This window comes from Salipaludibacillus agaradhaerens, from assembly GCF_002019735.1.
Taxonomy (GTDB): Bacteria; Bacillota; Bacilli; order Bacillales; family Salisediminibacteriaceae; genus Salipaludibacillus; species Salipaludibacillus agaradhaerens.
The window spans coordinates 1,184,943-1,210,513 of record NZ_KV917378.1 but is presented as its reverse complement, the minus strand read 5'-3'; the positions used below and the strand labels follow the sequence as shown (position 1 = coordinate 1,210,513).

The following is a 25,571-nucleotide window of genomic DNA, read 5'->3' as shown; positions in this document are numbered from 1 at the left end:
TGTTTTCATACGAGCCCAGCTCTTTTTTAAGCGGTTTTTTCCTAGTGCAACAACTTAATGAGAACAGTATAAAACGGCTGTTTCAAATTAGCTGTGTTCTTTTACAACGAGTTTCCCATAAAGGAATGTGAGTGTAAATGGCACGATAATCACGATCCCCATCCCAATGAAGAATGGTATCCAATCTTGTGGGAAGATAGAGAGGAATCCTGGAATACCGCCCACACCAACAGCTGAAGCAAGCACGCTATTTAAGGAAATAAACGTTCCAGCAATAGCTGCACCAATAATAGCGCAAATGAATGGGTATTTAAAACGAATATTGACGCCAAACATCGCTGGCTCAGTAACACCGAGATAGGCTGATACGGCAGATGTACCGGAAAGTCCTTTAACTTTTTCATTGTGACTAACAAACATCATTGCTAAAGCAGCTGATCCTTGGGCAATATTTGAAAGGGCAAGGATTGGCCACAAAAACGTCCCATCACCTGTCCCAGTCAGTTGAAGGTCAACAGCAAGAAATGCATGGTGCATGCCTGTCACTACTAGTGGGGCATAAAGTATGCCGTAAACGAATCCTCCGACTGCTGGTAATACATCAAATAACCAAACAAACATGCTAGTAATCCCATTACCAAGAGCAAATGTTAAAGGCCCGATAGCAATGAACGTAATGAAACCTGTCAGTAATAAAGCGACAGGGGCTACCACTAATAATTGAATAGCATCTGGAACGCGCTTTCTTAAGGCTAGTTCTATTTTACATAATATATAGGAAGCGAATAAGACAGGTAATACTTGACCTTGATAACCGATCGCTTCTATTTCTAACCCTAGTAAGTTCCAAATTGGGACTTCTCCTGCTTCTTGTGCATCAGCATAAGCCCATGCATTAAGTAAATCAGGATGAACGAGTATTAAGCCGAGTACAATCCCGAGAAGATCGCTACCTCCAAAGCGTCTGACAGCAGACCATCCAATTAGGGCAGGTAGAAATGCAAAGGCAGCACTTGCAATAATATTGATCATCTCTGCTAAATCAGCCCATTGTGGATAAACGTCAATTAGCGATTGTCCGTCAAAAAAAATATCTGGTCCTGTTAAAATGTTATTTATACCTAGTAAGAGTCCAGCTGTAACAATGGCTGGTAAGATAGGAATAAAAATATCAGCTAATGTTTTTACTGCTCTTTGCAGCGGGTTCATTTTTTTTGAGCTTGCCTCTTTAACATCTTCTTTAGAAGATTCACCTATATTAGTCATGGCTACCATTTCACGATAAACTTGATCGACGGTTCCTTGACCAATAACCACTTGAAATTGACCATTTGCCGAAAAAGAGCCTTTGACAATATCGATCGCTTCTAATTTGTCTGAATCAACTTTTGACTCGTCTTTTAAAGCTAGTCTAAGCCTTGTGACACAATGGGTTGCTTGTTCAATATTGCTTTCGCCCCCTAAAGCGTCAAGAATATCACGAACTTGCTGCTCATATTTTTGCATCGTACTAACCTCCCTGAATCAATCATTTCACAACAAAACAAACATGTATATACAAATATAATACCGGTAAATCTATTGTAATTTGTATATACAAGTTTTGCAAGCGTTTTATCGCAGATACCCGCAGTAAAGCTCCTGTCATAAAATAGAGAGGAGAGATAAATTTCTAGAGGTGGAATATAACGGATGATAATGTTCTGATTGAAGGTTCGTTTTATTGAAGTGGTATGTCTTTTATTAGCTTTTGATAATGGGAGCTATCATGTAAGGATGAATAAAAAAGAGGACAAGTGTAAGAGCGTGTAGGTTGTAAAAATCGGCTGTTGATCTTACCAACAACCGATTTTAATCAATTTAAGATTTAGCACGAAATGTCAAATTCATTGTCATAAGACGCTTCGTTATAAGCAATGAAAAAAGTAGAAAGGTCACAAAGCCTATCCAGTAGGCAATGATACTTGATAATTTCGCGGTTCCTGGAGCTAAAGAGCTCACAATCATACCTCCTAATAAGGAAAAACAGATTGTAATGCCAATAAAGAAAAGTGGATTAAGCTGCTTAAAAATAAGGAATTCACCATTATGTTCTATTTTATTACGGGTATATAGTACAACACTTACCCAAAGAAGAAGGAAGATAAACACAATAGGAAAAAGCCACGTGGTCCAATGTGATGTATGATCGTATACATACGTAAAGGGTGTGATGTAATGAATCCACTCTGGAAAATCAATATAATAGTTGAAGTGAAGGCTAATAAAATTTTGTAAGAGAGCATATATTCCCAATGGTAATACGCCGAATATGACTGTCAGAGCAATTTGGGACATCATTTCACCGGTAAACGTGCCGATGAATAAAGCGAATGTAAAAAATAAAAGAAATCCGAGAAACGGGCTCCAAAATATTTCTGTCCCTGTGACGAGCTTTAGTACATCAGCGTATTCTGATTGATAAATGATCATGTAGGCGATTAAAAAATGTATGATATGTAGGACAGCGATAGTGAATGTCCCATATAACCATTTAGATAGAAAAATATCTTTTCTATAAAAGGGGAGAGAAAATGTAAAATCTTGTTTGCGCGTGTTTCGTTCTAATCCAATGAGCATGCAAGCAAGAGCAATAATAGCTGCTGTTAAAAAAATCGACAGAGCCCCTTCAGAAAAGATCATGAGAACGTCCCACTTGTCAACTTGAAAGGTATAGCCTTCCGAAAAATACATCTGTTCTTCTTCTTTCCAACGTTCAATAGCAAGGATAGCTTGTAATGGCATGTGAATAACAAATAACGCGAGAATCATCCATATGACGAGGCGGGTTTGTTTGTAATTTTGGTACCATAAGGCTTTATGAAACATCATTTTTCCCTCCTAACTTTGCAATAAATAAATCTTCTAATGATAAAGGAAGTTCTTCGAATAATAACGGATTATTTTCTTTTATGAGCTTGATAAGAGCTTCATCTTCTTTGTTTAAGATAATAGTGTATACTCGGCCAGTTTGATTAATAATAGTCAATTTATTAGTTAATGTGTCAGGCATTTTACTAGGGAAAACAACTTGGATCTTTTGATACATCAACTTCAGATCATCAAGTTCGTAATGACTATGAACTTTCCCATCTTTTAGCATAATGATGGCATTGGCGATATATTCTAATTCGTCAAGTCTATGAGAGGAAATGATCACAGAAACGTCTTTAACAGCTACCTCTTCTATAAGAACTTTCAGAACTCTTTTTTTTACGATGACATCAAGTCCGTCAGTCGGTTCATCGAGTAAAATATAGCTTGCATTCGTTGCAAAGGCTATGACGAGCGAAAAAAGTGCCTTCATCCCTTTTGAGTATGTACTTATTTTTTTCACTGCTGGTAAGGAAAAACGTGTCATTAACTCATGAAAGTAGTCTCTATCAAAAGCGGGGTAAATTGTACTATACATCGTCAAAATTTCCTGAGTACTATAATTTTTAAGGGCTTCCGAAGAATCAGGTACGAAAACAATCTGCGCTTTTAACAAGGGGTTTTCAAAGATACTTTCTCCATCTATGGTGACATTGCCGTGAGTAGGATCAATTATTCCTACCATCGTTCGTAGTAAAGTGGTTTTTCCAGCCCCGTTTCGACCGATAACCCCTATAATACTACCTTTTCCTATTGAAAAATCGATATCTTCTAAAACTTGAACTCCCTGAATATTTTTAGATAGATGGTTAATCTTCATCTGCAATCTCCTCCATTTCCGTATAAATGTCTTCTAACCATTCAATTAAATCGTTTTTGAAATAACCCGCATAGTAGCAGTTAATCACCACTTGCTTTAAAGTATCTTTCAAACGTGTTATATCAGTAGGAGGGGCAGGCTTAATGTCTTGTTTAACTATGAAAGTACCACGTCCTCTAATGGTTGCAATAATCCCTTGTCTCTCAAGTTCTTGATAAGCCTTACTGACGGTATTAGGATTAATGACCATGTGAGAGGCTAATTCTCGAACTGAAGGGAGTTTTTCATTAGGTTTAAGGAGGCCTTTTGCATACATTTCTTTCACCTGTTGAATGATCTGTTCATATAGAGGTATAGGTTGCTTAGGGTCAATTTGAAACAGCATGAACTCACCACCTTTTTAAAATAGCTTGCCTGTCATATTTTAGTGCACTAAGTGTACTAGTTCGAATAATACACTAAAACAAGTTTAAGCTAATAGCCTAAATATGTCAATGACTGAATCAATTTCATAATGCAATGTCACGCTAAATATAACGGATAATATGGGGGTAAATAACAAAATGTTCGTCATTAGAAACGAAGAGTTGGAACGAATATGGCGACTGCTCTGGGAAGACGAGCCACACGGAAAGCGTCCATCTGTAGTGGAAAGAGTCATACGTTTGGAAATAACGATATGACCATGATTGATGAAATCAATTCGACTGTTAATGAAATAAAATATAACATAAATGTTTAATAGCTATGGATGATTTGTGCGGCTTCAAATTGTAAGTAGTATATGAAAAGTGAGTGACGAAATTAGAAGTGCCCTCATAAAAGTTTTTTAGGCAAGGAAGAAGGAGATGGTGATTTTAGGAAGCCTCGTAAACATCTCATGGTTAAAGTAAAGTGTTTGAAATTAATATGAAAAAAAGAGCCGCCCCAAAAAGTGTTATTTTGGAAACGGCTTTATATAAGAGTTAGTTATTTTGTTTTGGAGAATGATCTCCCTCATTATTTTCATTTTCTTGGATAAAGGAAGGTGGCTTTCCTTTTGCACCCCAGAAAAATACAATGAATAGTGTGAAAACCACAACTAATGGGGGAGCGACCATGATCAAAAATGTCGTTAAGTTCATAGGATAACCTCCTGTCTATTTTTTTCCTTCAATGTAATCTGCATCAAAAAGAAACAGTCTCATTAAAAGATAGAGTGAAGGAATCAGCATTAATAATCCCCCAATAAAGGCAACAATGAGTGAAATCGCCATCGTTTCATTTGTGAAGCCATCATAAATAGTTAAATAGGGATACAATAGATAAGGTAAATGGGCGGCACCATAGCCAAAGAATGCGAGAAAATACTGGATCATCACAAGAATAAAGGCGATCCCTAAGTGCTTCTTTTGCCAAATAAAATACGTTGCTAAAGCAAATGCCACTAATGATAACCCGAATACCCACCAAATATCAAGCATACTTTGGAAATGCTCAGGGTTACGTTTATTAAGAAGGAAAAATACGATTATCCCCATTCCGATAGAGGGAAAAGACCATGTTAATGCGTATTTCCTCAACAATGACATTGCTTGACTATCTTTTGCTCTTGAAGCATAAAAAGTTAAAAACGAAGCCGAGATAAATAATACGCTAACAATGGCTAGTAGCACAACTCCCCATGAATAAAGACTGCCAAACAATTCACCGTAAAGCAGCTGAACCCCGTCATTTTCAGTACTAATATATCCACCTTCAGAAATGGTTAATACTGTAGAGAGGGAAGCTGGAATAAGGAGTCCTGTAGCGCCGTAAAGGAAAGAATAAAATTTACTTTCTTCAGCGCCATAAGTTGCAAAAGCATAATAAGAACCTCGTAATGCTAAAAGAATAATAGCTACACTTCCTGGAAGCAGGAGGGCTGTCCCATAATAATAAGCGGTATCAGGGAAAAAACCCACAATTCCAATAAAGAAAAAGACAAGAAAGACATTTGTTACTTCCCAAACTGGGGATAAATAGCGTTGAATAATATTGTGTGTAATATGGTTTTTATTTGTCTGTTTTGTATAATAACTATAAAATCCGGCTCCAAAGTCTACCGATGCCACGATTAAATAACCGTATAAAAAGAACCATAGCACAGTAATGCCTATCATTTCATAATCCATTCTTCCACCTCACTTGTTTTAACTAAAACAATTTTATGACTTGTCTGATGGATGATCCGGTGATCGCATCAGACAAGCAACGTAATTTTCATGCAAATGACTCATTTTAATGACACTCAAATTTAGTATTATTGGGCAGTTTTATGGCTGAGACCACGTTCTTCTAACTCATGTTCTACTGGGTTATTTTTAAACATTTTTCTTAATACACCGGCACACGTGACACCTAAAACGGCATAGAGAAGTATAAATAACCAAAGCATAAGATCGACATGAGGTGATGTCGTAGCACCTTCTTCAACGGTCATAACACCGTTAATAATCCATGGCTGACGTCCTACTTCTGCATAGATCCAGCCTGATTGGATAGCTACCATAGATAACGGGCCACCGATAATAATGAGCCATGTAACGAGCTTATTGAAGGGATTCCAACCTTTTTTCATGCTCATTATAATAAATAATAGTGAAACTCCGGCGAGAAACATACCTATGAACACCATCAAATCAAAGAAGTAATGAACAAATAATGGCGGCAGAACATCTTCAGAGAAATCATTTAATCCGATAACTTCTGTATCTGGTGTTCCCCCAGCTAATATACTGAGTGCATATGGGATCTCTAGAGCATATTTTACTTCGTTATCATCGGTTAATATACCTCCGATAATTAATGGTGCTTCAGTTTCAGTCTCAAAATGCCATTCTGCTGCAGCTAATTTTTCAGGCTGATATTCATGAAGGTATTTTCCAGATAAATCTCCTACAAGAAATGACCCCATTGCAAAAATGACTCCTGTTACCATCGTCAAATGAAGTGCTTTTTTATGATAAACATGTTTGTTCCCTCTTAAAATATGAATGGCGGCAATGGTCCCAAGAATAAATGCACTGGTTAAATAACAGGTTAAAATAACATGTGAAATCTTCGTCGGTGTTGCTGGATTGAACATAGCTGCGAGTGGACTAACATCTTGAAGAACGCCATCAACTATTTCAAACCCTTGCGGTGCATTCATAAATGAATTGACTGTCGTGATAAAAAATGCACTGGCTGTTGCACCGATCGCCACTGGAATTATTAATAAAAAGTGCTTCATCTTACTCTTAAAGCGATCCCATGTATATAAATAAATACCTAAAAATATTGCTTCAAAAAAGAAAGCAAATACTTCCATAAACATTGGTAAGCCGATTGTATGGCCAGCGGCCTGCATAAAGTTTGGCCATAATAGACTCAGTTGAAGACCGATGGCTGTACCAGTTACAACGCCAACAGCAACTGTCACGACAAAACCACGAGCCCATCGTCTTGCAAGTAATGTATAGTGTGGGTCATTTCGTTTAATACCCATCCACTCAGCAATAGCTATCAGTAGAGGAACTCCTACCCCTATTGTGGCAAAAATAACATGAAATCCTAGTGTGACATAAGTCAATATACGACTGTAAATCACCGGATCATACTCAAAAAACATACGTAACACCCTTTCCTAACCATTTATCTGCAACCTAATTAGTGGAAAAAAGCATAAAAGAGACAAAGGATTTGTTTTTTCCTTTACCCACTTCAGAAAAAGGCCATTCATTTTCAGTAGCTCTATCATTTGTTTTGCACTGTGTAAATAGTAATAAATATTCAGAGTTTCGTTGATAGGTGTTTACCCTTATATTATTGTGAATTTGTGAGCGTTTTTTGAACAAGTTGTGCAATTTTACGTGCTTTATCATTGAAAGGGTATCGCCTTGCACTTGTATGCTGAAGTTGATACATTTACACCATATACTACAATTGTTTCAACTTAAACGAAACATACAATTAGGGAGAATGAATCTCATGAAACTACTTATAGGTATCGAGCATCAGCTTTTAAGATATGGTTTAATTCAATTAATTAAAGATGTCCATTCTGTGACATCTATGGTGGTAGCTGATTCACCATCTGAGCTGATTCAATCGCTAAAAAAATACTCTTTTGATCTTATTGTGATTGACGAGAGGCTACCTGGTACAGGAGGTTTAAGAAGCGTGCTATCAGTCTTGAAAGGCCAACCGATACAAGCCAAAAAAATCTTTATGTGTCCAGGGAATTCGGGGGAGTTAGAGCTGACATTTAAAGATAATGATATACAAGGTATTTTTTATGAATACGCCTCATTAGATGAATTAATGATGTTCTTTCAGCAAGTGATCCGAGGAGAGCGTGTGGTACTACGCATGTATGGCCATGAGGCGAAAAAGGTAGGGTCAGTTAGTACAGTGCTAACAAAGAGAGAAGAAGAAATTTTTAACTTGAAAGTTCGGGGATATTCTGTCAGTGACACTGGGAAATTGCTGAATATTTCTGTGAAAACAGTAGAGAACCACCGGAGGAATATTAAAAAGAAATTAAATATCGATAAAAACCATGAGTGGATTGAGTGGGCTAAACGATTGGGCTCTTTATAGGGCTGTTTTCTTCAAATCATACGAAGTTGATCAGGCATTAGTTATGCTAAAATGATGCTAGAGTACGTTGTTTTATCACAGATCATTGTCCGTAAAACTTCCGCCTAAAAATTGAGAGGAAGAGATAACAGACGTTAATGTTCTGATTCACTCAACTAACAATCAGTGGGGGATGAACGAAAACACCGACTGATTGAAGGTTCTTTTTATGAAATGAGGTTAAGAGATGTTTGAGATAGTAGAAAGCATTAGTCATTTTTTACGTGATCCTTTTATGAATGTAGCGACGCGTGTAGAATCCATTCCCATCTTATTTGCCCTTCTTCTAGGTTTAGTCGGGGCCCTTGCACCTTGCCAATTTTCAGGAAATGTCAGTGCTATTACATTATATGGAACGAATTCTCTCAAGCAGGGAATTGCGTGGCGAGAGACGTTGTTTTTCATACTTGGAAAAATCACTGCTTTTTCAGGCTTAGGACTTGTCATTTATTTACTAGGACAGGAATTTCAACAACAATTACCGTTACTATTTGAACCTATGCGAAAATTGATTGGCCCCTTATTAATCTTTATTGGTGTGTATATGCTAGGTTTATTTAAAATGACTTGGCATTTAAGATTGTGGAAGCCCGTAGAAAAGACTAAAGGAAAGGGCCACTGGGGCGCCTTTATGCTTGGATTCAGTTTCTCACTCGGTTTCTGTCCAACAATGGCGATACTTTATTTCTCTTTACTTATTCCGCTTACGTTGACGACAGCCTACGGTGTTTTCCTCCCTCCTTTGTTTGCATTGGGAACATCAATTCCCTTACTAATTGTTATCTTCATTATTTGGTATTTAGGGTTTGGAGGCATGATACTTAAAAAAGGTCGCCGGCTCGGACTGTATGTTCAGCGAACGGCTGGCATCTTGATTATTTTAATTGGCATAATGGATGTGTTAACGTTCTGGTAGTAACATCTCATTATTTTGTTTCTCCTGTAAGCAAAAAACCTTCTTGGCGAAGGGCTTCTATCGCATCGTATAAATCACTCTCTTGATTTGCTTCTAAAGTATGTAAATGAACACCGTTAGTGAGCTCCGATAAGTAGCTTGCTTTCGTTTGTTTCATTTTTTCAAGGAACTGATACACTTCTTTACGATTACTTACCATAATATTAGCTGTAATGTCCCCGTAAATAGGATGCTCTACTTTTACATCATTAACACGAACGCCCTGGTCCACTAATAGAAGGAGCTCTTCTTCGGCACGCTCTGGAGGATGGTAACAGGCAACCAATTGAGTATGTGCCTGATGGGAAAGGATCGTATTATCAAGTATGTATCCTTGACTGGTTGCAAGTATTGGCATGTTTTTAGCCTTCAAAAGGGAAATATCTTGAACAATTACTTGCCGACTTACATTTAACTGATCAGCTAATTCTCCGCCTTTTATTGGGCGATTTCTTTTTTTTAGCACCATCATGATTTCAGTGCGTCTTTCCTCACCAAGCCACTTCTTTTTACTTAACATGTCGCTCTCTCCTTTTAATTTTCCGCTATCTGTATGATTTTTTTGGCAGTAAATTCTAATTCTTCGAATGTTGTCGAGATACCTAACGATACTCTAAAAAAGCGTAGCTGCTCTACCTCTGTTTTAAAAAAAGAATCCATAATAGCAGGTGGTGTTGCTTTCATTGACTGGCAGGCACTCCCAGTTGAGATGCAGATATGATAGCGATCGAGACTCGCTAACATATAGTCTCCTTGAACTCCCTCAATTGAAAGGCCAATAATTGTGGGGAGCTGGTGTTCTTCAGATGCACAAATAATTGAAAGCCTATCTTTAAGGGGGAATAATGCATTCAAAAAATGTTGACGCTTCTCCCAACTGTCAGTTAAATTCTCCTCTAAATGTGAATGAAGATCAAGAGCAGAATTAATAAAAGCAGCTATACCTGGCATATCAAGTGTCCCTGGTCGAAAACCACGTTGATGAGTTGTTAAAGGATGGATACTATTCCATAGCGTATTGGGTGCAAAACAAACAGCACCAACTCCTTTTGGACCGTATATTTTATGTGAAGAAATCGAGATGGCATCTGCATGAAGGTTATTTAACGTTACAGAAATTTTACCAAATGATTGGACACAATCACAATGAAAGACAGTCGATCGCTCTTTCAGGTATTCACCTATTTTAGCTACAGGTTGGATAATCCCGGTTTCTGAATTGACGTGTTGAATAGAGACGAGGCACGTATCGGAACGAAGGGCCTTAATAACACTGGTGACACAGACTCGTCCATTTTGTTTTGCTTTAACATAACTAACTTCCACTCCTAAAGCTTCTAAACGCTTGAAGAACGATAACACAGAAGGATGCTCGATGTCGGATGTAATGACGTGGTTGCCGTTTTTACGGTTAGCCGAAAATAAGCTTTCTAGAGCGAGAATATTAGCTTCCGAGCCTCCGCTCGTAAAAAATATCCCGTCTTCTTTTGTATCTACTAAAGTCGCTAATTGATATTGACATGTCATGAGGAGTTTAGCAGAGTGAGTGCCGGCCTCATGTAAACTACTTGTATTAGCATAAAAAACATCATTTGCTTCAAGCCACGTTTTTTTTGCCTGATCGGACATTGGGGTTGTTGCTGCATGGTCTAAATAGATCATTATCTATCACTGCCTTTACAAATGTCTTGTCATCAGTTTAAGTTTGTGTAAAGATAGATGTCAAGACATAAAAACAGGATTGAGGTTAAAATATGGAACAAACGGACGTATTAATCATTGGTGGAGGGCTTGCAGGTGTCATGACAGCTTTGACGATTGCAGATAGCAAAAAGGTGATGATAGTGACGAAGCGTTCGCAGAAAGAAGGTAATTCATGGAAAGCACAAGGGGGGATTGCAGCGGCGCTTGGAGATGATGATTCACCAAATCGTCATATAGAAGACACGAGGAAGGCAGGTGGTAATAAAAATGACTCTGAAATGGTACATATTTTAGCTCATGAAGGTAAAAGCCGTTTACAGAAGTGGATGAATGAAGGGCTTCAATTTGATGTAACTGAACAAGGCACACTTGATTTGGGGAGAGAGGGAGCACATAGCTGTCGCCGGATTGCACATGTGGGAGGAGATCGTACCGGTAAAGAAATGATGCGTTACTTTATAGACAGATTAAAAGGTAGAGTGTCTTTTCATACTCATTGGACAGTTGTTCAGTTAATTGTAGAGGGTGAAAAATGTTGTGGAGCTTTGTTTTTAAATGAGAAGGGAAAGCTGACGATTGTAAAAGCGACTCATACAGTCCTTGCTACAGGAGGAATAGGTGGTTTGTTTACACATACGAGCAATGATACTCATTTATGTGGGGATGGATTAGCTGTTGCCGCTCGAGCAGGAGCGACTTTAACAGATCTAGAGTTTATTCAATTTCATCCGACGCTTATAAAGGGAGACGTCTCTTTTTGCGGTCTTGCCTCCGAGGCGATACGAGGAGAGGGAGGATCGCTTGTTAATCAGTTAGGAGAACCCATCATGTCAAAAGGCCATTCATTGAGTGATTTAGCTCCTAGAGATATTGTTGCCCGTGTAATGCATGAGCAAATAAGCAAAGGAAATAGTCTTTTTTTAGATATATCTTGCATTCATTCTTTTCATACTAAATTTCCTCAAGTCGTGCAGCTTTGTGAATTAGCAAACATTGATTGGACTAAAGGGAGCATTCCAGTTCTTCCAGGCCCCCACTTTCATATGGGAGGAGTGGAAACTGATGAAAATGGCAGAACATCCCTTGCCCAATTATATGCTGTAGGAGAAGTGGCTTGTACAGGTGTACACGGGGCTAATCGTCTAGCAAGTAATTCACTACTGGAATCACTGGTCTTTGGAGAACGTACAGGTGAAGCAATTCTTCAAGCATCAAGTGAACAACCGTCTCATTACCCTTCTTCAGATGAAAGTGTCATAAGCTCTTTTTATAAGGCATTTTGGGAAGCACCAGCAAAAAAGAAGATTCAAAAACGTGTTGATGAAGCGTTGGGAATTGTAAGAAATGAAAGCGCACTTCGATCATTCATTGACTGGGTGCACCATGTCTTACCAAATAATTTTAGTCAGACAAGTGCTTTTATGTCAAAAGAACAAGTTGAAGTAGCACATATGCTTTTAGCTGCAAAACTAGTTGCAGAGGCCGCATTAAGAAATGACGTCAGCTGTGGTGCACACTTTAGAGAAGACATTGAGGGAGTGATCGGTTCGTGAATAAGTTAGCTTTAAGGGAGAAATTATTACAATTTTTTCAAGAAGATGTGGGGTTTGGCGATAAAACGTCCGACGCTATTTTTACTGTCAACGATACTGGAACAGGCGTATTTATGGCGAAGAGTTCTGGTTACTTTTGTGGAGAGGCCATTATTGAAGAGGCTTATTCTACGATTAACCCTAACATTCAAATAAAAATGTTTAAAAAAGATGGTCAAAATGTATTAAGTGGTGAAAAGATAGCGGAAGTGTCTGGGAAAATGACAGACTTGTTAGCCTCTGAAAGAGTTATTTTAAACCTTATCCAACGGTTATCTGGTATTACAACGCTAACTCGAGAAGCAGTGAATCAAACTAATGGAACGAAAGCCCGTATTTGTGACACACGCAAAACCACACCAGGATTAAGAATGTTAGAGAAATATGCTGTACGTTGTGGCGGAGGCCGAAATCATCGATTTGCCTTGGATGATGCTGTCATGATTAAGGATAACCACCTTGCTGGAGCCGGCTCGCTAACAAAGGCTGTCAATTTAGTAAGAGAAACACACGGTCACATGGTGAAAATAGAAGTTGAAGTCGAAACATTAGAACAGCTAAAGGAAGCTATTGCAGCGGAAGTGGATGTCATTATGCTCGATAATTGCCTTCCTGAGGACGTGGCAGAGTGGGTGAAACTTATTCCAAATAACATGATGGTAGAAGTATCAGGTAACATTTCACTTAACATGATATCCAAGTATGCAACTGTAGGAGTTGATGTGATTTCACTGGGCTACATTACACACTCAGCTCCATCTCTAGATATTAGTTTTAACATCGTGATGAAAGGTAGGGGGTAACAATGTATATCAATAATGTTCTCAGTCAAGTGCAATCAATACTTCCTCCATCCTATAAAGAAGCGGAGGATGCGGACCTTTTATTTCAAGCCAAAATACGAAAACAACAATTGGCTGATAGGTTGTTCATGCCTGGTCACCATTATCAAAAAGATACAATCATCAAATTAGCTGATAAAACAGGAGATTCACTTCAATTAGCAAAAATATCGGCGGAAAATAAACAAGCTGAATACATTGTATTTTGCGGTGTTCATTTTATGGCTGAAACAGCTGATATGCTGACAGACTCTAGCCAAAAAGTGATTCTTCCTGATTTGAGGGCTGGTTGTTCAATGGCTGATATGGCTACTCGAAAAGAAGCAGATACCGCTTGGGAGTATTTAACAGACAAGTTTGGCCATACAATCATCCCTTTAACGTACGTTAACTCTTCAGCAGAGGTCAAGGCTTTTGTAGGAAGGCACGGGGGAGCCACAGTGACGTCCTCAAATGCAAAAAAAATGCTGCGCTGGGCATTAAAGCAGAAACAGCGAGTTCTTTTCTTACCCGACCAGCATCTTGGCCGCAATACGGCCTACGATTTAGGAATTGCTTTAGAAGATATGGCAGTATGGGATCCAACTATGGCCTGTTTAGAAGGCGACACATCACGGGATTTCACGATGCTATTATGGAAAGGACATTGTTCAGTACATCAAAATTTCACACTCTCCCATGTCAACTATTATCGAAAAATGGACCCGGAACGTCAGATTATCGTCCACCCTGAATGCTCTTGGGAGGTCACACAGGCTGCCGATTTAGCTGGGTCTACTTCTTTTATTATTGACCAAATTGGAAGGGCACCAAAAGGCACTAAATGGGCAATCGGAACAGAAATGAATTTAGTTAAACGTCTCATGAAACAGTTTCCAGAACAATCAATTATTTCTTTAAATAGTGATATGTGCCCTTGTTTAACTATGAATCGTATTGATTTGCCTCATTTAGTCTGGGTCTTAGATGAGCTTTATAAAGGTAACATTATGAACGAAATTAAGGTAGATAAAAATATTGCAGATGAGGCAACGCTTGCTATCGAAAGAATGCTGCACTTATAAGTTACTTACTGAAGTATGAGCTGTCACTGACTATGCTCTATAAAGCTTCCCTATTTTATAAAAGATAAACGAAAACAACGTCATTTTTTTGCCTTTTGTCTTTCTAAATATTGTTATCAATTGTCGTACATAGCTTACTGCAATTGTTACAAACTATGTTTACGACAGGAGGTGAGAAACATGGCTAATAACAATAGTTCAAACCAACTTGTTGTTCCAGGGGTACAACAAGCATTAGATCAAATGAAATATGAAATTGCTCAGGAATTTGGTGTTCAATTAGGTCCTGATGCAACTTCCCGTTCAAACGGTTCTGTAGGTGGGGAAATCACTAAGCGATTAGTACAGATGGCAGAACAACAATTTGGCGGACAACAATAATTTAACTGAAAACATGGCTGTATACAGCACCCATTTTATACGAATGGGTGCTGTTCTAATTGTCTATTTAAAGTAGAAACCCTCTCATGGAATAGATGAGAGGGCTAAATATAATTATCGAATTCGCAGCTCAGATTCAGGGTCGAAGAAATGCGCTTTATTCATATCGAAAGCTAACTGGATTTTATTACCACTCTGTACATCCGTTCTGGAATCCACACGAGCAATGAAGTCCTGATCACTCACTTTTGAATAGAGGTAAGACTCCGCTCCCATTAATTCTGCTACATCAATAGTAGCTTCAAATTTAGAATTCTCAGAGGCGTCAAGGAATACTGGCTCATCATGGATATCCTCTGGACGAATACCTAAGATTAATTCTTTATTATTGTATTTAGTCAAAGCTCTTAGTTTCCCTTCAGGTACTTTCACAGGAAATTCACCAACATAGAAGTTGCCGTCTTTTAACGACCCATTTAAGAAGTTCATAGCCGGAGACCCAATAAAGCCACCAACAAACACATTTTCAGGGTAGTCGTAAATGTCTTTTGGTGCTCCAACTTGTTGAATAAACCCATCTTTCATAACAACAATTCTTGAAGCCATTGTCATCGCTTCTGTTTGGTCATGTGTTACGTAAATCGTTGTGGTTTGTAGACGATGGTGAAGTTTAATGATCTCTGAGCGCATTTGCACACGCAGCTTAGCATCAAGGTTAGATAATGGCTCATCCATTAAGAATACTTTAGGATTACGAACAATGGCACGGCCTAGTGCTACACGTTGACGCTGACCACCTGACATTGCTTTTGGTTTTCGATCGAGCATTTCTGTCAGGCCAAGAATGCGTGCAGCTTCCTTAACACGTTGATCAATATCTTCTTTTTTAAACTTACGTAATTTTAGACCGAACGCCATATTTTCATAAACATTCATATGAGGATAGAGGGCATAGTTTTGGAAAACCATTGCAATATCTCGGTCTTTAGGAGCTACATCATTCACTTTGTCCTCTCCTATGTAAAGAGAACCTTTAGAAATATCTTCTAGACCAGCCACCATCCTTAACGTGGTAGATTTACCACAACCTGATGGACCGACGAATACGATAAATTCTTTGTCTTCAATATCTAGGTTAAAATCAGTAACAGCTTGGACATCACCATCATAAATCTTGTAAAGACTATCAAATTTAATATCTGCCATTGAAAATTCCCTCCCGAAGCTAATTATGTTTGTTTAAATAACTAACTAAAGTATAGCCTGAAAGGGGTTACATATCTATTGACGATGTGCACAAAATAAGAGGCTATTTTTGTGCATGTTGCAAACGTTTACAGTTTTAGGGCATTATTTTAACTGTCATTTGCTGTTGAATATAAACGAGTTAATTATTTTGCTTCTAAGCGGAGTATTAGAAGGTAAACTGCGGCAGCATTGGCAAATTGCTTAATATCGATTGCCGTTTTTTCAATAAATTTGTCAACTCTGTACTGTAACGTGTTACGGTGAATATACATTTTTTTTGCGGCCAAGGATGTATTCATGTTGCACTCTAAATATGTTTTGATAGAATGCATCAATTCTCTGTCATTCATCACTGAGTCAAGCATTGTAGACACAAGCTTTAACGTGCTTTCAGGTATGTGATGAAGCAAATAATAAGTGACAATTTCCTGTTCGTAAAAAAAGGACTTTTTACGGAAAGTCATTTTTACTGCGTCATAAAGTGTCGTCTCCCATTTAAAACGTTCATACAATAAATGGGGCGAATCAATTGGAGACCCAATAAAGAAAGAGGTTTGGATGAGAAAATCAGTAGCAAGTGTGTCAATAATTGATTCCACTGATAATTCTTCCTCAACAGTGTCCTCAGGTAAATGTTGAAGTAAAACCCCTTCAGTACGGGATTTCCATAACAAATTCGTCACGGAAGGAAACACATTTTTAATGGCTTCTATAAATGCATCAGTTTCATTTATCTCCCCTTTAATAGAAAAATGAATGCAACGTAAGGGGGGAGGGGTTAACCTTTCCAGCTTATGTTTAGGAGGGCTATGACCATTTATTAACCACTCGTATAGCCACTCGTTTTCTTGAGTTACCTGGTGGTGTACAGCAACATTTGTATGGAATAACGTGTTTAAAAGAGCTATTTCTGCTTGTGAAAGTTTAGATTTATCAAGCACGAGTTGTCTTGGCCTATCATTTTGGAAATGTAGCGTTAACTTATCGGGAGCCGGTGTATTGTCAAGTGCAAGAGCATGTTGATAAAAATGATGGAGTCGGTCATACATAGCAGTTAATCCTTTCTTTTCTTCATGAACGGTCTACATTAGGGTGGGATTAGTCATCTGTAGCAATTATCATGCTAGTAATGAATAGTTTCACGAGTAAGTTTTTGTTAAAATAAAAGAACTGCTTTTTATTTTAAAAATGAGTAAACAAACCATTATCACCCTAAAGGGACTGTATGCGTTTTAATCTATCGTAACATGTTCGGCATAACCATGAAAGACAGAGGCGTGTTTATAGTTAGATTAAAAAAAGAGTATTTAGGGAATAAATGTAGCAAAATGCGATTCCATAAAAACGACAAAACACCACATACATGGGGAATAGAGAGGGATCATCATGTCGAACGTGTTGTTACTCGGATTATTAATACTCATTGGCGCTATTGTAGGGGGCGGGACAAACATTATTGCTATACGGATGCTGTTTCGACCTTATAATGCCATAAATGTAGGGACATTACGTGTACCATTTACACCTGGCCTTATACCTAAACGCCGGGAAGAAATTGCGGATAAATTAGGGAAGACAGTGGAAGAACACCTTCTCACACCAGAAGGCATTCAAAAGCAGGTGAAAGAAGGTCTCTTATTAAGTGAGTTTGAAGAACGTTTAACTAACGCAATAGAAGAGTTTCTTAAGAATGAAGGAACGCTGGATGAATGGCTCGAAATGCATGTAGACAAAAAAGATCAGATGAAAAGGGTTAGGCAAGCAGTAGAGAATGGTCTGGAAACACGTATTCTTTCTTGGATTTATGAGTATGAACATCGCCCTTTTAATGAGTGGGTGCCCCAGTCATGGCAGCACGACTTGACTAGAAGAATTCCAGGTTTGTCTAATAAAATTTTAAAAAAGGCTGAAGAATATTTAAGGTCGGATGAAGGAACCGAGCAAATCGAAAAAATGGTAGGGGGCTTTTTTGAATCTAAAGGGAGTTTCACTGGTTTAATGGGGAAAATGGCCCATCGTTTTTCTCTCTCTTCAATTATTACGAAAGAACTTATTTTTTTCTTGCAAAAGGATGAGACGGAGAGGCTTTTAACGGAATTATTAGAAAATGAATGGAAAGTTGCGTTAGCTAAACCCCCTTCTGCGTTTATAGCCAGTGAGAAAATTGAAGAAAATATAAAAGCATTTAGTAAAGGTATTGTTGGACATACACCGATAGTAGGAGAGTGGGAAGAGCCGTTGAATACGTGGGGCCACAAATATCAACCTATTATGATAGATATCATACTTCCCTCCGTCATGACAACGGTTTCGCTTATCTTATCTCGCTATTTAAAAGCGTTTATAAAAAAAATTGGGATTAAAGATATTGTAACCGCTGAAGTAAATGCTTTTCCAATAGCGAGGTTAGAGGACATGCTTCTTATGATAGCGAAACGGGAGTTAAAGATGATTGCTATTCTTGGTGCTGTTATTGGTGGTATAGTTGGTTTTTTTCAAGGGATTATCGTGCTTTTTTTCATCTGAATATCCGTCACGGTATGAAATTGTAGTTCATTCATGTTATAGTCGTTTAAGAGTCCAAGGTATGTTGAAATTTAAGCTAGATGGACTGTGATGTATGAACACATACATATAACTTTAAGGAGGACAATTGAAATGGGAAACCCTTACGACAAAGCAAATGAGTTGGCACGCGAATTAAAAGAGAGCGAGGAGTTCACAAAGCTCCGCAACTTACACAATGAAGTAAACAATGATGAGGTTGCTAAGCGCATGCTCGATAATTTCCGCCAAGTTCAAATGGAACTTCAACAAAAACAAATGCAAGGTGAACAAATCTCTGAAGAAGAAATTCAAAGTGCTCAGAAGCAATTTGAACTCGTTCAGCAACATGATGTTATCTCAAAGTTAATGGAAGAAGAACAGCGGATGAGTCAAATGGTTGGTGAATTAAATAAAATTATTACTGAGCCATTAGAAGAACTATATGGTGTGGACCAAGAAGGCTAATCAGCAAAAAATAAAACTGTTTCATAAAGGCATCCCGTCAAATACGGGGTGCCTTTTGTTCTAATCATTCGTTGCCGCTCATATATAGTATCAACACTGAATTAAGGGGGATACAACCATGGCATATCGCTTACTTGCGTTAGACATCGATGACACCCTTTTAAAATCGAATTTTCGATTAACAAAGGAGACAAAGGAAGCTATTGATTATGTCAAAGAAAAGGGTGTTTATATAACCCTTGCAACAGGAAGAGCTTTCTTATCAGCAAGAAAGATAGCCAAAACATTAAAATTACCTGCACCTTTCTTGATCACACACGAGGGGGCATTTTTAGCAGCCGATGTGAAAGAGCCTATATTTGAGCGGAGAATAAGTGCTGATACTGTTTATCAAATTGTTGATATTCTTGAAAATTATCATTGTCATTTCCGGTTATTCCATGAAAAATATGTGATTGCTAATAAAACTCGTCAAAAAAATCAATTGATCGGCAGAATGCAAATGCAATTGACTGATCCATTGTTTTACCCAGTATACTATGTTGAATCACCAAGTCATCGATTAATTGATCAGCCCTTAAGTGTATTAAATATTAAAGTACATTTTTGGAACAAACGAGAAAAAGAAGACGCTTTTGACGAATTACAAGAAACTGTTAAAGGGATAAAGCTTGTAAGTAATAAAGAAGGGGCATTATCTATTACCCATGAAAATGCGTCAAAGGCTCTTGCCCTGCAGTATCTCGGTAGCAAACTCGGAATCTCACCAGATGAAATGGTTGCTGTAGGAGCGGATATAAGAGATAAGGATATGATACAGTTAGCGGGGTTGGGGGTAGCCATCGGTGATGCCCCAGAGATAGTAAAGGATGCTGCTAATTGGATTACGCGTTCGAATGATCAGAATGGTGTAGGGTATATGGTTAAAGAAGTGTTCAGAAAACAACTCCGTGTAGATAATCATGTAAGAGAATTGAGATAGACATCCCTTTAATATACGAATGTTTGACAGGGAGGACATGTACATTTACACGCCTCCTTTTTTAATAATAGCCGTTAGTAATCAATTTTATTCAGTCAGTGCTTGTCAAACTAGACAGCACTGACTTTTCAGTTTTTGTAGTAGATTCTATAAGGACGGCTTTCCTTTTTTTCATTCTCTCGCGTTATAATGAAAGAAGATGTGTAAAAAAGGAGTGGAACAAATGGATGAGAAAATAATGATAAATAAAACGAAAAAAGCGGTTCAAGCTCATAATAATGCGAGCCCCGACTTATTTTTATATTCACTTATGGATTTTGAATTCATTTATGATGAAAAGGAGGAAACTGTTACATTAGTCGTCCCTATTACGGACGTTATGTACAATCAACTTGGCTATATACACGGAGGTATCATGGCCTATATTGCTGATACAGCTATGGGGCATTTGTGCGCCGCTTTTAATAACGAGCCGTCAGTCACTCTTGAGTTAAAAACACAATTTATAAAAACAGCTACATCAGGTACCCTCACTGCAAAAGCGTCATTTATTAGGAAAGGTGGACATGTTCAATTTGTTGAATGCACAATACATAATGATAAAGCCCAACTTCTTAATAAAATAACAGGAACTTTCTACTCTCAAGGTAAAGCATAAAATGAGGAGGGCGTCCCTCATCCCTTTGTACGAATTTTGTTGCTATACAAAAGGGGATGGACTCCATTAAGTTAAAGTTTGAAATAAAAATATTCAAAAAAATGAAGAAATGAATAACATATTAGGATCTTAAGAAAGATATAATGCTAAGCTTCAATCCGTGGGAGTTTTCTTTCACCCCCCACTGATTGTTAGTTTAACTTATCTGACCTTTAGGAGCAGTTTATCCTCGACCTAAACTTTTCGATCTTCTTAAGTTTTCAGGTGGGGGTTTTACTGCCCCTTAAGTGTGAGATAAAAGTTAAAAAAAGGATTTTCTGTTAAAGGGGTACATAAGAATATGACGAATTGATAGCATCGCATAAGTGAGAATAAGGCATGTTTCTATTTTTATATGAATAGGCATTTAAGTCTAGTTTTAAATACCTATTTTTATAATAAATAACGTTTTAGAGGTAAATAATACTATTTTAGTTAAAGAACTTTTAATTACTGAAACTTATAGTATAATTGTAAAGTGTTATGTTGAAATGGGAATATGATACTTAACTACATAATAATTTCCTTATACAACGATCGAATTGCATAATTTATGTTGTTTCTGAAACCTTTGTGCTTATAAAACGTGTTTCAACATACAGAAATAGCTAGGTACCTAATTCCAATCACTCAATAAAAGCAATGGCTAATGACTTTTTTATATTCGATATGTCAATAGGGAGAGACTGCGATTGAGTGTTGTAATTATAAATTGATATAAAAATAGGGAGAGATTAGATGACGTGTCAAAAATGTGACTATGAGGTAAAGACTGAGGACAAATTTTGTACGAATTGTGGTGAATCACTTGAGGGGAATGAAGGAGTAGATCGTTCTCTTGAAGCTTTTGAAAAAGAAGAAACAGCTGCAACTACAGCTGAAAGCGATGATGTTGTTGAAGCTTCGGTTGAGGAGTCAACGAGTAGTAAACAAGCAAACGAATATGTAGAAAAAACAAAAGAAACAGCGGCAAACTATTGGAACTTCTTTTTGCAATCGCTCAAGGCACCACTGGCACGAAGTGTAGAAAACCGCCCGAGTGATTTCATTTTCGGCTACATTAATATTGCTGTTTATGCATTATTGTTCGCATTAAGTAGTTATTTGGTTAATCGTTCTAACGCATATATATCATCAAATGTAAGTTTTGTTGACTATTTCATCCAGCCATTTTTCTATCTTATTATATCATCATTAGTGGTAGCTGCTTTATTATTCGCTGTTTTAAAATTTGTGATGAAAGCAGAAACGATTTCTTTTCACGATGTGGTGGCTCGCTATGGCACTCTTTATACAGTCATAATAGTAGTAACTGCCGCTTATTTTATCCTTAATTTTACTGGTATGTTACAGTTAATCCTGATTTTGGATATGCTTATTACGATTGGACTATATATGGCGGCGATTGTTGCATTACTTACATTACGAGATGAAACGAAAGTAAGCTTTGATCCAATTTTTGCAGTGATAATCGTGTTTGCTGGTTATGCTATATTTGAAACACTCACAATTGATTTATACGCTGATATGTTTCTGAGAAATAACCCTTTCTTATAAATATGCGTCTATGAAAGCAAAACGTGACATACAAATCGCCGCCCTTTTAGAGTTTTGAAAGGACAGGCGATTTTTTGTCTGTTGTGACTACAAAGGGGGGGGGGCAACGTCATTATGTTGTTACCCTTTCATAATTGTTAGCCGAAGAGGTTATTAAAGTTGATACTTCGCTTTTCCAAAGCCATAACTAGCAGTTTATATAAAACTCATGACTTTTCCATTAATATGGTCTGCCGGATAATAAACATATAGCAAGAAGGTCATTTTTTTTGATATGTTAAAGGAGAAGGAGAGGAATATGAATGTCATTAAAATTATTAAACGTTTCTAAAATATATAATGATACGGTTGCTGTTGATAATCTTACATTGCATATTGAAAAAAATCAGATGTTTGGCATACTAGGGGTGAATGGAGCTGGTAAAACAACGACGTTTCGGATGATACTAGGTTTAATTGCTCAGACAGAAGGTGACATAACATGGAAAGGACAGGCCTTAAACTACCATACTAGTCATTTAATCGGGTACTTGCCGGAAGAGAGAGGCTTATATCCAAAGCTGACGGTTAAGCAGCAGCTTATATACTTGGGTAGATTGAAAGGGATGAAAAAGCACGAGATCTTATTAGAGCTTGAGAAATGGGCCAAAAAGTTTAAAATTAGCGATTATATTAACAAAAAAGTCGGTGAGCTGTCAAAAGGTAATCAACAGAAAGTGCAATTTATTACGTCAGTTATTCATTCTCCCGAATTACTTATTCTTGATGAGCCTTTTAGTGGTTTAGATCCCCTGAATGTTGAACTATTAAAAAATGCGGTGAAGGATTTAAAAGAAGAAGGTAAAACGATTTTATTTTCCTCACACAGAATGGAACATGTTGAGGAGCTATGTGAAAATCTCTGTATTCTCCATGATGGAAAACCTGTTGTTTCAGGCCGTTTGCTAGATATTAAACGGGATTTTGGTAAGAAAAGTGTGAGCGTTTTAGCAGATTTTGATTTGTCTTTTCTCACAAAAGTAGATGGTGTGATTAACTGGAAAGCACATACTGGTGGACTAGAATTACAAGTAGCAAGCGAGGAAGTGTCGCAGCAACTATTTAAGCTTATACAAGGACGTGGGTTTGTTCGGAAATTTCATCTGGAAGAACCGTCATTACATGATATTTTTATTGAGAAGGCGGGAGCTTCTTATGACTAAATTTTTCATTATTATGCTACATACGTTTCGATACAAAGTGTTATCCAAATCTTTTATTTTTTCTACGCTCCTCACCTTATTTGTTGTAGGTGGTATTACGAACATCGACCGTATAATAGCGTTTGTCGAGGAGGAAAAAGTAGATAAAATTGCTGTCATAGCAGAGGAGGAGGTGCTTTATTTTGAACTTGAAGAAGAGTCGACTGTATATGCAGATGACTATACTCTTGAAAAAATAGAATTAACCATCTCTCAAGCAGAACAGGAAGTGATTGATGGGAAGTGGGATGGGTTGCTCTTATTAACGTTGAACGAAGCAGGCCTTCCAGAAGCCAATTATCGTGCGCTCACAATGGCAGATCAAGGGACAGCTCAACAATTGGAACAGGCGTTGCAACTTGTAAAAGTAGCCAGAGCTACAGAAAAATTAGGGATTGAAGAGGCACAATTACATATCTTACATACCCCTGTATCATTCAATATTGAAGCATTAAGTGAAACAGCTAAAACAGAGACTGAACTAAATACAGCTCGATTTTTAGTTAATATTCTTGTCGTGGTTATTTATTTTTCTGTCATTGCTTACGGTAATATGATTGCCCTTGAAGTAGCAACTGAGAAGTCATCACGCGTGATGGAAATTCTTATTTCGAGCGTCCATCCCGTCATTCAACTATTTGCTAAAATATCAGGGATTGCACTGTTAGGTATCGTGCAATTTTTACTTATATTAGTAGTTGGGGTTGCTTCAATACGTGAGAATATCGTTTCAGGAGGAGTTGTAAGTGACCTCCTTTCAGTTGAAGAAGTGCCTTTATCGATACTTTTTTATGCCTTTATTTTTTTTGTATTAGGTTATTTATTTTACGCTACAATTTCTGCAGTACTTGGTTCCTTAGTAAGTCGCATTGAAGATGTTAACCAGTTAATTACACCACTTACACTCATTATTGTCGTGGCTTTTCTCATTTCTATGTTTGGCTTAACATCACCAGACTCAACTATTGTGACGATCGCCTCGTATATTCCTTTTTTTACACCAATGGTCATGTTTCTTCGGTTTGGGATGTTAGATCTTCCTATATGGGAAATGATTTTGGGGATTAGCCTTTTAGTGATCTCTATTAGTGTTTTAGGCATTATTGGCGCTAGAATTTATAAAGGTGGTGTGCTTCTTTATGGGAAGACATCTTCTTTAAAAGACATTAAACAAGCGTTAGTTTTGGGTAAAAAAAATAAGCCCAGATAGACATTAAGGAGATAAAGTGATCTTATTACATGATACTATGAGTGTAATAATTACTATGGTTTCAACTTAGCGATGAGCAGAACGGTCATACAGGTCCAGTACCAACTTCTTCATTAAAATGTAGAATATAGCAGTCGTTGATGGCGATAAAATAACGATGATCTTCTTCTCAATTTTATGTCACGTTTAGGCATGCGCTGAATAAACTGGGCAGAGAAGGAGGCGATACAATGAACATTCAAGACATTAAAAAACACTGTGAGAACCATTTGCATCGCTATGTGTTAGTTACGACAACCGATGGGAGACAGTATGATGGGATAGTTGAATCAGTAAATGATGATCATATTTCTCTGGCCGTTCCAACAAGCGGTGAATCGATGATGCCTGAAGGCTCATCTTTCCATGAAGGTATGCCACAAGGATTTGGTTACGGTGCTGGAGCTGGCTACGAAGATAATATGCATCGTCAATTCGCACCAGGTTACGGGCCCGGCCCCTATCCCCCATATGGACCGCGACCGCCATTTGGGCCACCTGGTTATGGCCCTTACCCTCCATATGGACCTGGCCCGTTTCCCCCATACCGACCGCGACGATTTCAGCGACTTATTTTACCGCTAGCAGCGCTAACAGCATTAGCAGCCATTCCGTATTTTTAAAACATCTACTAAATTAAAAAATCGATCCCTCTAGGATCGATTTTTTAATT

The 25,571-nt window shown here is 37.7% G+C and carries 25 protein-coding genes; 14 read left to right on the top strand and 11 right to left on the bottom strand.

Features of this window, described 5'->3' with window-relative positions; translation table 11 throughout:
* Positions 1-87: 87 nt before the first annotated feature.
* The 7 genes from treP to BK581_RS05810 form a co-directional block, all read right to left on the bottom strand.
* A complete protein-coding gene (gene treP / locus BK581_RS05835; protein WP_078577293.1) occupies positions 88-1,506 on the bottom strand; it encodes a PTS system trehalose-specific EIIBC component in 1,419 nt (472 codons plus the stop codon).
* A gap of 354 nt (positions 1,507-1,860) precedes the next feature.
* Complete coding sequence (locus tag BK581_RS05830; protein ID WP_078577292.1) at positions 1,861-2,871, bottom strand: ABC transporter permease subunit; 1,011 nt, start codon at positions 2,869-2,871, stop codon at positions 1,861-1,863.
* Positions 2,858-3,733: an ABC transporter ATP-binding protein gene (locus tag BK581_RS05825; RefSeq protein ID WP_078577291.1), complete on the bottom strand. Its 876-nt coding sequence runs from the start codon at positions 3,731-3,733 to the stop codon at positions 2,858-2,860. Before BK581_RS05825 ends, BK581_RS05830 begins: the two co-directional genes overlap by 14 nt.
* Positions 3,723-4,115, bottom strand: a complete 393-nt coding sequence (locus tag BK581_RS05820) for a GntR family transcriptional regulator (protein ID WP_078579865.1) — start codon at positions 4,113-4,115, stop codon at positions 3,723-3,725. Before BK581_RS05820 ends, BK581_RS05825 begins: the two co-directional genes overlap by 11 nt.
* 583 nt (positions 4,116-4,698) lie before the next feature.
* The gene (cydS, locus tag BK581_RS20045) at positions 4,699-4,857 is read right to left on the bottom strand and encodes a cytochrome bd oxidase small subunit CydS family protein (RefSeq protein WP_169837465.1); all 159 of its coding nucleotides are present in this window, start codon (positions 4,855-4,857) and stop codon (positions 4,699-4,701) included.
* Positions 4,858-4,872: 15 nt separating this feature from the next.
* A complete protein-coding gene (locus BK581_RS05815; RefSeq protein WP_078577290.1) occupies positions 4,873-5,886 on the bottom strand; it encodes a cytochrome d ubiquinol oxidase subunit II in 1,014 nt (337 codons plus the stop codon).
* Positions 5,887-6,014: 128 nt separating this feature from the next.
* On the bottom strand, positions 6,015-7,364 hold the full coding sequence (locus BK581_RS05810) for a cytochrome ubiquinol oxidase subunit I (protein ID WP_078577289.1): 1,350 nt from the start codon (positions 7,362-7,364) through the stop codon (positions 6,015-6,017).
* 359 nt (positions 7,365-7,723) lie between these two features.
* Here BK581_RS05810 and BK581_RS05805 point away from each other — a divergent pair, with 359 nt between their 5' ends.
* Positions 7,724-8,335: a response regulator transcription factor gene (locus BK581_RS05805; RefSeq protein WP_169837560.1), complete on the top strand. Its 612-nt coding sequence runs from the start codon at positions 7,724-7,726 to the stop codon at positions 8,333-8,335.
* A 226-nt stretch (positions 8,336-8,561) separates the two neighbouring features.
* On the top strand, positions 8,562-9,290 hold the full coding sequence (locus BK581_RS05800) for an urease accessory protein UreH domain-containing protein (protein WP_078577287.1): 729 nt from the start codon (positions 8,562-8,564) through the stop codon (positions 9,288-9,290).
* 10 nt (positions 9,291-9,300) lie between these two features.
* Here the strand turns inward: BK581_RS05800 and BK581_RS05795 are convergent, their stop codons facing one another.
* Together BK581_RS05795 and BK581_RS05790 are read right to left on the bottom strand one after the other, a co-directional pair.
* Positions 9,301-9,849 (bottom strand): transcription repressor NadR, encoded by a 549-nt coding sequence (locus tag BK581_RS05795; protein ID WP_078577286.1) that lies wholly within the window; start codon positions 9,847-9,849, stop codon positions 9,301-9,303.
* A gap of 14 nt (positions 9,850-9,863) precedes the next feature.
* Positions 9,864-10,991 carry an IscS subfamily cysteine desulfurase gene (locus BK581_RS05790; RefSeq protein ID WP_078577285.1) on the bottom strand — a complete coding sequence of 376 codons (1,128 nt, stop codon included), beginning with the start codon at positions 10,989-10,991 and terminating at the stop codon, positions 9,864-9,866.
* A 92-nt stretch (positions 10,992-11,083) separates the two neighbouring features.
* On the opposite strand from BK581_RS05790, the gene nadB reads away from it, so the two are divergent.
* The 4 genes from nadB (at position 11,084) to BK581_RS05770 (ending at position 14,912) form a co-directional block, all read left to right on the top strand.
* Complete coding sequence (gene nadB / locus BK581_RS05785) at positions 11,084-12,586, top strand: L-aspartate oxidase (RefSeq protein WP_078577284.1); 1,503 nt, start codon at positions 11,084-11,086, stop codon at positions 12,584-12,586.
* Complete coding sequence (gene nadC, locus BK581_RS05780; protein ID WP_078577283.1) at positions 12,583-13,428, top strand: carboxylating nicotinate-nucleotide diphosphorylase; 846 nt, start codon at positions 12,583-12,585, stop codon at positions 13,426-13,428. The genes nadB and nadC overlap by 4 nt, the downstream gene beginning before the upstream one ends.
* A gap of 2 nt (positions 13,429-13,430) precedes the next feature.
* The gene (nadA, locus tag BK581_RS05775) at positions 13,431-14,531 is read left to right on the top strand and encodes a quinolinate synthase NadA (protein ID WP_078577282.1); all 1,101 of its coding nucleotides are present in this window, start codon (positions 13,431-13,433) and stop codon (positions 14,529-14,531) included.
* Positions 14,532-14,711: 180 nt separating this feature from the next.
* Entirely contained in the window at positions 14,712-14,912 is a 201-nt protein-coding gene (locus BK581_RS05770; RefSeq protein WP_078577281.1) for an alpha/beta-type small acid-soluble spore protein, read from the top strand.
* Positions 14,913-15,026: 114 nt separating this feature from the next.
* Here the strand turns inward: BK581_RS05770 and BK581_RS05765 are convergent, their stop codons facing one another.
* Positions 15,027-16,118 carry an ABC transporter ATP-binding protein gene (locus BK581_RS05765; RefSeq protein ID WP_078577280.1) on the bottom strand — a complete coding sequence of 364 codons (1,092 nt, stop codon included), beginning with the start codon at positions 16,116-16,118 and terminating at the stop codon, positions 15,027-15,029.
* Positions 16,119-16,303: 185 nt separating this feature from the next.
* The gene (locus BK581_RS05760; RefSeq protein ID WP_078577279.1) at positions 16,304-17,209 is read right to left on the bottom strand and encodes a PucR family transcriptional regulator; all 906 of its coding nucleotides are present in this window, start codon (positions 17,207-17,209) and stop codon (positions 16,304-16,306) included.
* 337 nt (positions 17,210-17,546) lie between these two features.
* Between BK581_RS05760 and BK581_RS05755 the strand changes: the two genes are divergently transcribed.
* The 8 genes from BK581_RS05755 to BK581_RS05720 all read left to right on the top strand — a co-directional run bounded on the left by BK581_RS05755 (position 17,547) and on the right by BK581_RS05720 (position 25,521).
* Positions 17,547-18,686 carry a DUF445 domain-containing protein gene (locus tag BK581_RS05755; protein WP_078577278.1) on the top strand — a complete coding sequence of 380 codons (1,140 nt, stop codon included), beginning with the start codon at positions 17,547-17,549 and terminating at the stop codon, positions 18,684-18,686.
* Between the two features lie 132 nt (positions 18,687-18,818).
* On the top strand, positions 18,819-19,172 hold the full coding sequence (locus tag BK581_RS05750) for a YlbF/YmcA family competence regulator (RefSeq protein WP_078577277.1): 354 nt from the start codon (positions 18,819-18,821) through the stop codon (positions 19,170-19,172).
* A 118-nt stretch (positions 19,173-19,290) separates the two neighbouring features.
* Positions 19,291-20,154: a Cof-type HAD-IIB family hydrolase gene (locus tag BK581_RS05745; RefSeq protein ID WP_078577276.1), complete on the top strand. Its 864-nt coding sequence runs from the start codon at positions 19,291-19,293 to the stop codon at positions 20,152-20,154.
* 223 nt (positions 20,155-20,377) lie between these two features.
* Positions 20,378-20,812: a PaaI family thioesterase gene (locus BK581_RS05740; RefSeq protein WP_078577275.1), complete on the top strand. Its 435-nt coding sequence runs from the start codon at positions 20,378-20,380 to the stop codon at positions 20,810-20,812.
* Between the two features lie 777 nt (positions 20,813-21,589).
* Positions 21,590-22,408 (top strand): zinc ribbon domain-containing protein, encoded by an 819-nt coding sequence (locus BK581_RS05735; protein ID WP_078577274.1) that lies wholly within the window; start codon positions 21,590-21,592, stop codon positions 22,406-22,408.
* Between the two features lie 302 nt (positions 22,409-22,710).
* On the top strand, positions 22,711-23,610 hold the full coding sequence (locus BK581_RS05730) for an ABC transporter ATP-binding protein (RefSeq protein WP_078577273.1): 900 nt from the start codon (positions 22,711-22,713) through the stop codon (positions 23,608-23,610).
* Positions 23,603-24,859: an ABC transporter permease gene (locus tag BK581_RS05725; protein WP_078577272.1), complete on the top strand. Its 1,257-nt coding sequence runs from the start codon at positions 23,603-23,605 to the stop codon at positions 24,857-24,859. The genes BK581_RS05730 and BK581_RS05725 overlap by 8 nt, the downstream gene beginning before the upstream one ends.
* A 230-nt stretch (positions 24,860-25,089) precedes the next feature.
* Positions 25,090-25,521 (top strand): hypothetical protein, encoded by a 432-nt coding sequence (locus BK581_RS05720; RefSeq protein WP_078577271.1) that lies wholly within the window; start codon positions 25,090-25,092, stop codon positions 25,519-25,521.
* The last annotated feature ends 50 nt before the right edge of the window (positions 25,522-25,571 follow it).

Excerpts from the sequence above, each read along its gene's own strand:
- BK581_RS05730 (WP_078577273.1), top strand. The coding sequence starts at position 22,711 with ATGTCATTAAAATTATTAAACGTTTCTAAAATATATAATGATACGGTT.
- BK581_RS05830 (WP_078577292.1), bottom strand. The coding sequence starts at position 2,871 with ATGATGTTTCATAAAGCCTTATGGTACCAAAATTACAAACAAACCCGC.
- BK581_RS05765 (WP_078577280.1), bottom strand. The coding sequence starts at position 16,118 with ATGGCAGATATTAAATTTGATAGTCTTTACAAGATTTATGATGGTGAT.
- BK581_RS05755 (WP_078577278.1), top strand. The coding sequence starts at position 17,547 with ATGTCGAACGTGTTGTTACTCGGATTATTAATACTCATTGGCGCTATT.
- BK581_RS05745 (WP_078577276.1), top strand. The coding sequence starts at position 19,291 with ATGGCATATCGCTTACTTGCGTTAGACATCGATGACACCCTTTTAAAA.
- BK581_RS05760 (WP_078577279.1), bottom strand. The coding sequence starts at position 17,209 with ATGTATGACCGACTCCATCATTTTTATCAACATGCTCTTGCACTTGAC.
- treP (WP_078577293.1), bottom strand. The coding sequence starts at position 1,506 with ATGCAAAAATATGAGCAGCAAGTTCGTGATATTCTTGACGCTTTAGGG.
- nadA (WP_078577282.1), top strand. The coding sequence starts at position 13,431 with ATGTATATCAATAATGTTCTCAGTCAAGTGCAATCAATACTTCCTCCA.
- BK581_RS05740 (WP_078577275.1), top strand. The coding sequence starts at position 20,378 with ATGGATGAGAAAATAATGATAAATAAAACGAAAAAAGCGGTTCAAGCT.
- BK581_RS05720 (WP_078577271.1), top strand. The coding sequence starts at position 25,090 with ATGAACATTCAAGACATTAAAAAACACTGTGAGAACCATTTGCATCGC.
- cydS (WP_169837465.1), bottom strand. The coding sequence starts at position 4,857 with ATGAACTTAACGACATTTTTGATCATGGTCGCTCCCCCATTAGTTGTG.
- BK581_RS05810 (WP_078577289.1), bottom strand. The coding sequence starts at position 7,364 with ATGTTTTTTGAGTATGATCCGGTGATTTACAGTCGTATATTGACTTAT.
- BK581_RS05770 (WP_078577281.1), top strand. The coding sequence starts at position 14,712 with ATGGCTAATAACAATAGTTCAAACCAACTTGTTGTTCCAGGGGTACAA.
- BK581_RS05750 (WP_078577277.1), top strand. The coding sequence starts at position 18,819 with ATGGGAAACCCTTACGACAAAGCAAATGAGTTGGCACGCGAATTAAAA.
- BK581_RS05790 (WP_078577285.1), bottom strand. The coding sequence starts at position 10,991 with ATGATCTATTTAGACCATGCAGCAACAACCCCAATGTCCGATCAGGCA.
- BK581_RS05795 (WP_078577286.1), bottom strand. The coding sequence starts at position 9,849 with ATGTTAAGTAAAAAGAAGTGGCTTGGTGAGGAAAGACGCACTGAAATC.
- BK581_RS05815 (WP_078577290.1), bottom strand. The coding sequence starts at position 5,886 with ATGGATTATGAAATGATAGGCATTACTGTGCTATGGTTCTTTTTATAC.
- BK581_RS05735 (WP_078577274.1), top strand. The coding sequence starts at position 21,590 with ATGACGTGTCAAAAATGTGACTATGAGGTAAAGACTGAGGACAAATTT.
- BK581_RS05825 (WP_078577291.1), bottom strand. The coding sequence starts at position 3,733 with ATGAAGATTAACCATCTATCTAAAAATATTCAGGGAGTTCAAGTTTTA.
- BK581_RS05725 (WP_078577272.1), top strand. The coding sequence starts at position 23,603 with ATGACTAAATTTTTCATTATTATGCTACATACGTTTCGATACAAAGTG.
- BK581_RS05805 (WP_169837560.1), top strand. The coding sequence starts at position 7,724 with ATGAAACTACTTATAGGTATCGAGCATCAGCTTTTAAGATATGGTTTA.
- nadB (WP_078577284.1), top strand. The coding sequence starts at position 11,084 with ATGGAACAAACGGACGTATTAATCATTGGTGGAGGGCTTGCAGGTGTC.
- BK581_RS05800 (WP_078577287.1), top strand. The coding sequence starts at position 8,562 with ATGTTTGAGATAGTAGAAAGCATTAGTCATTTTTTACGTGATCCTTTT.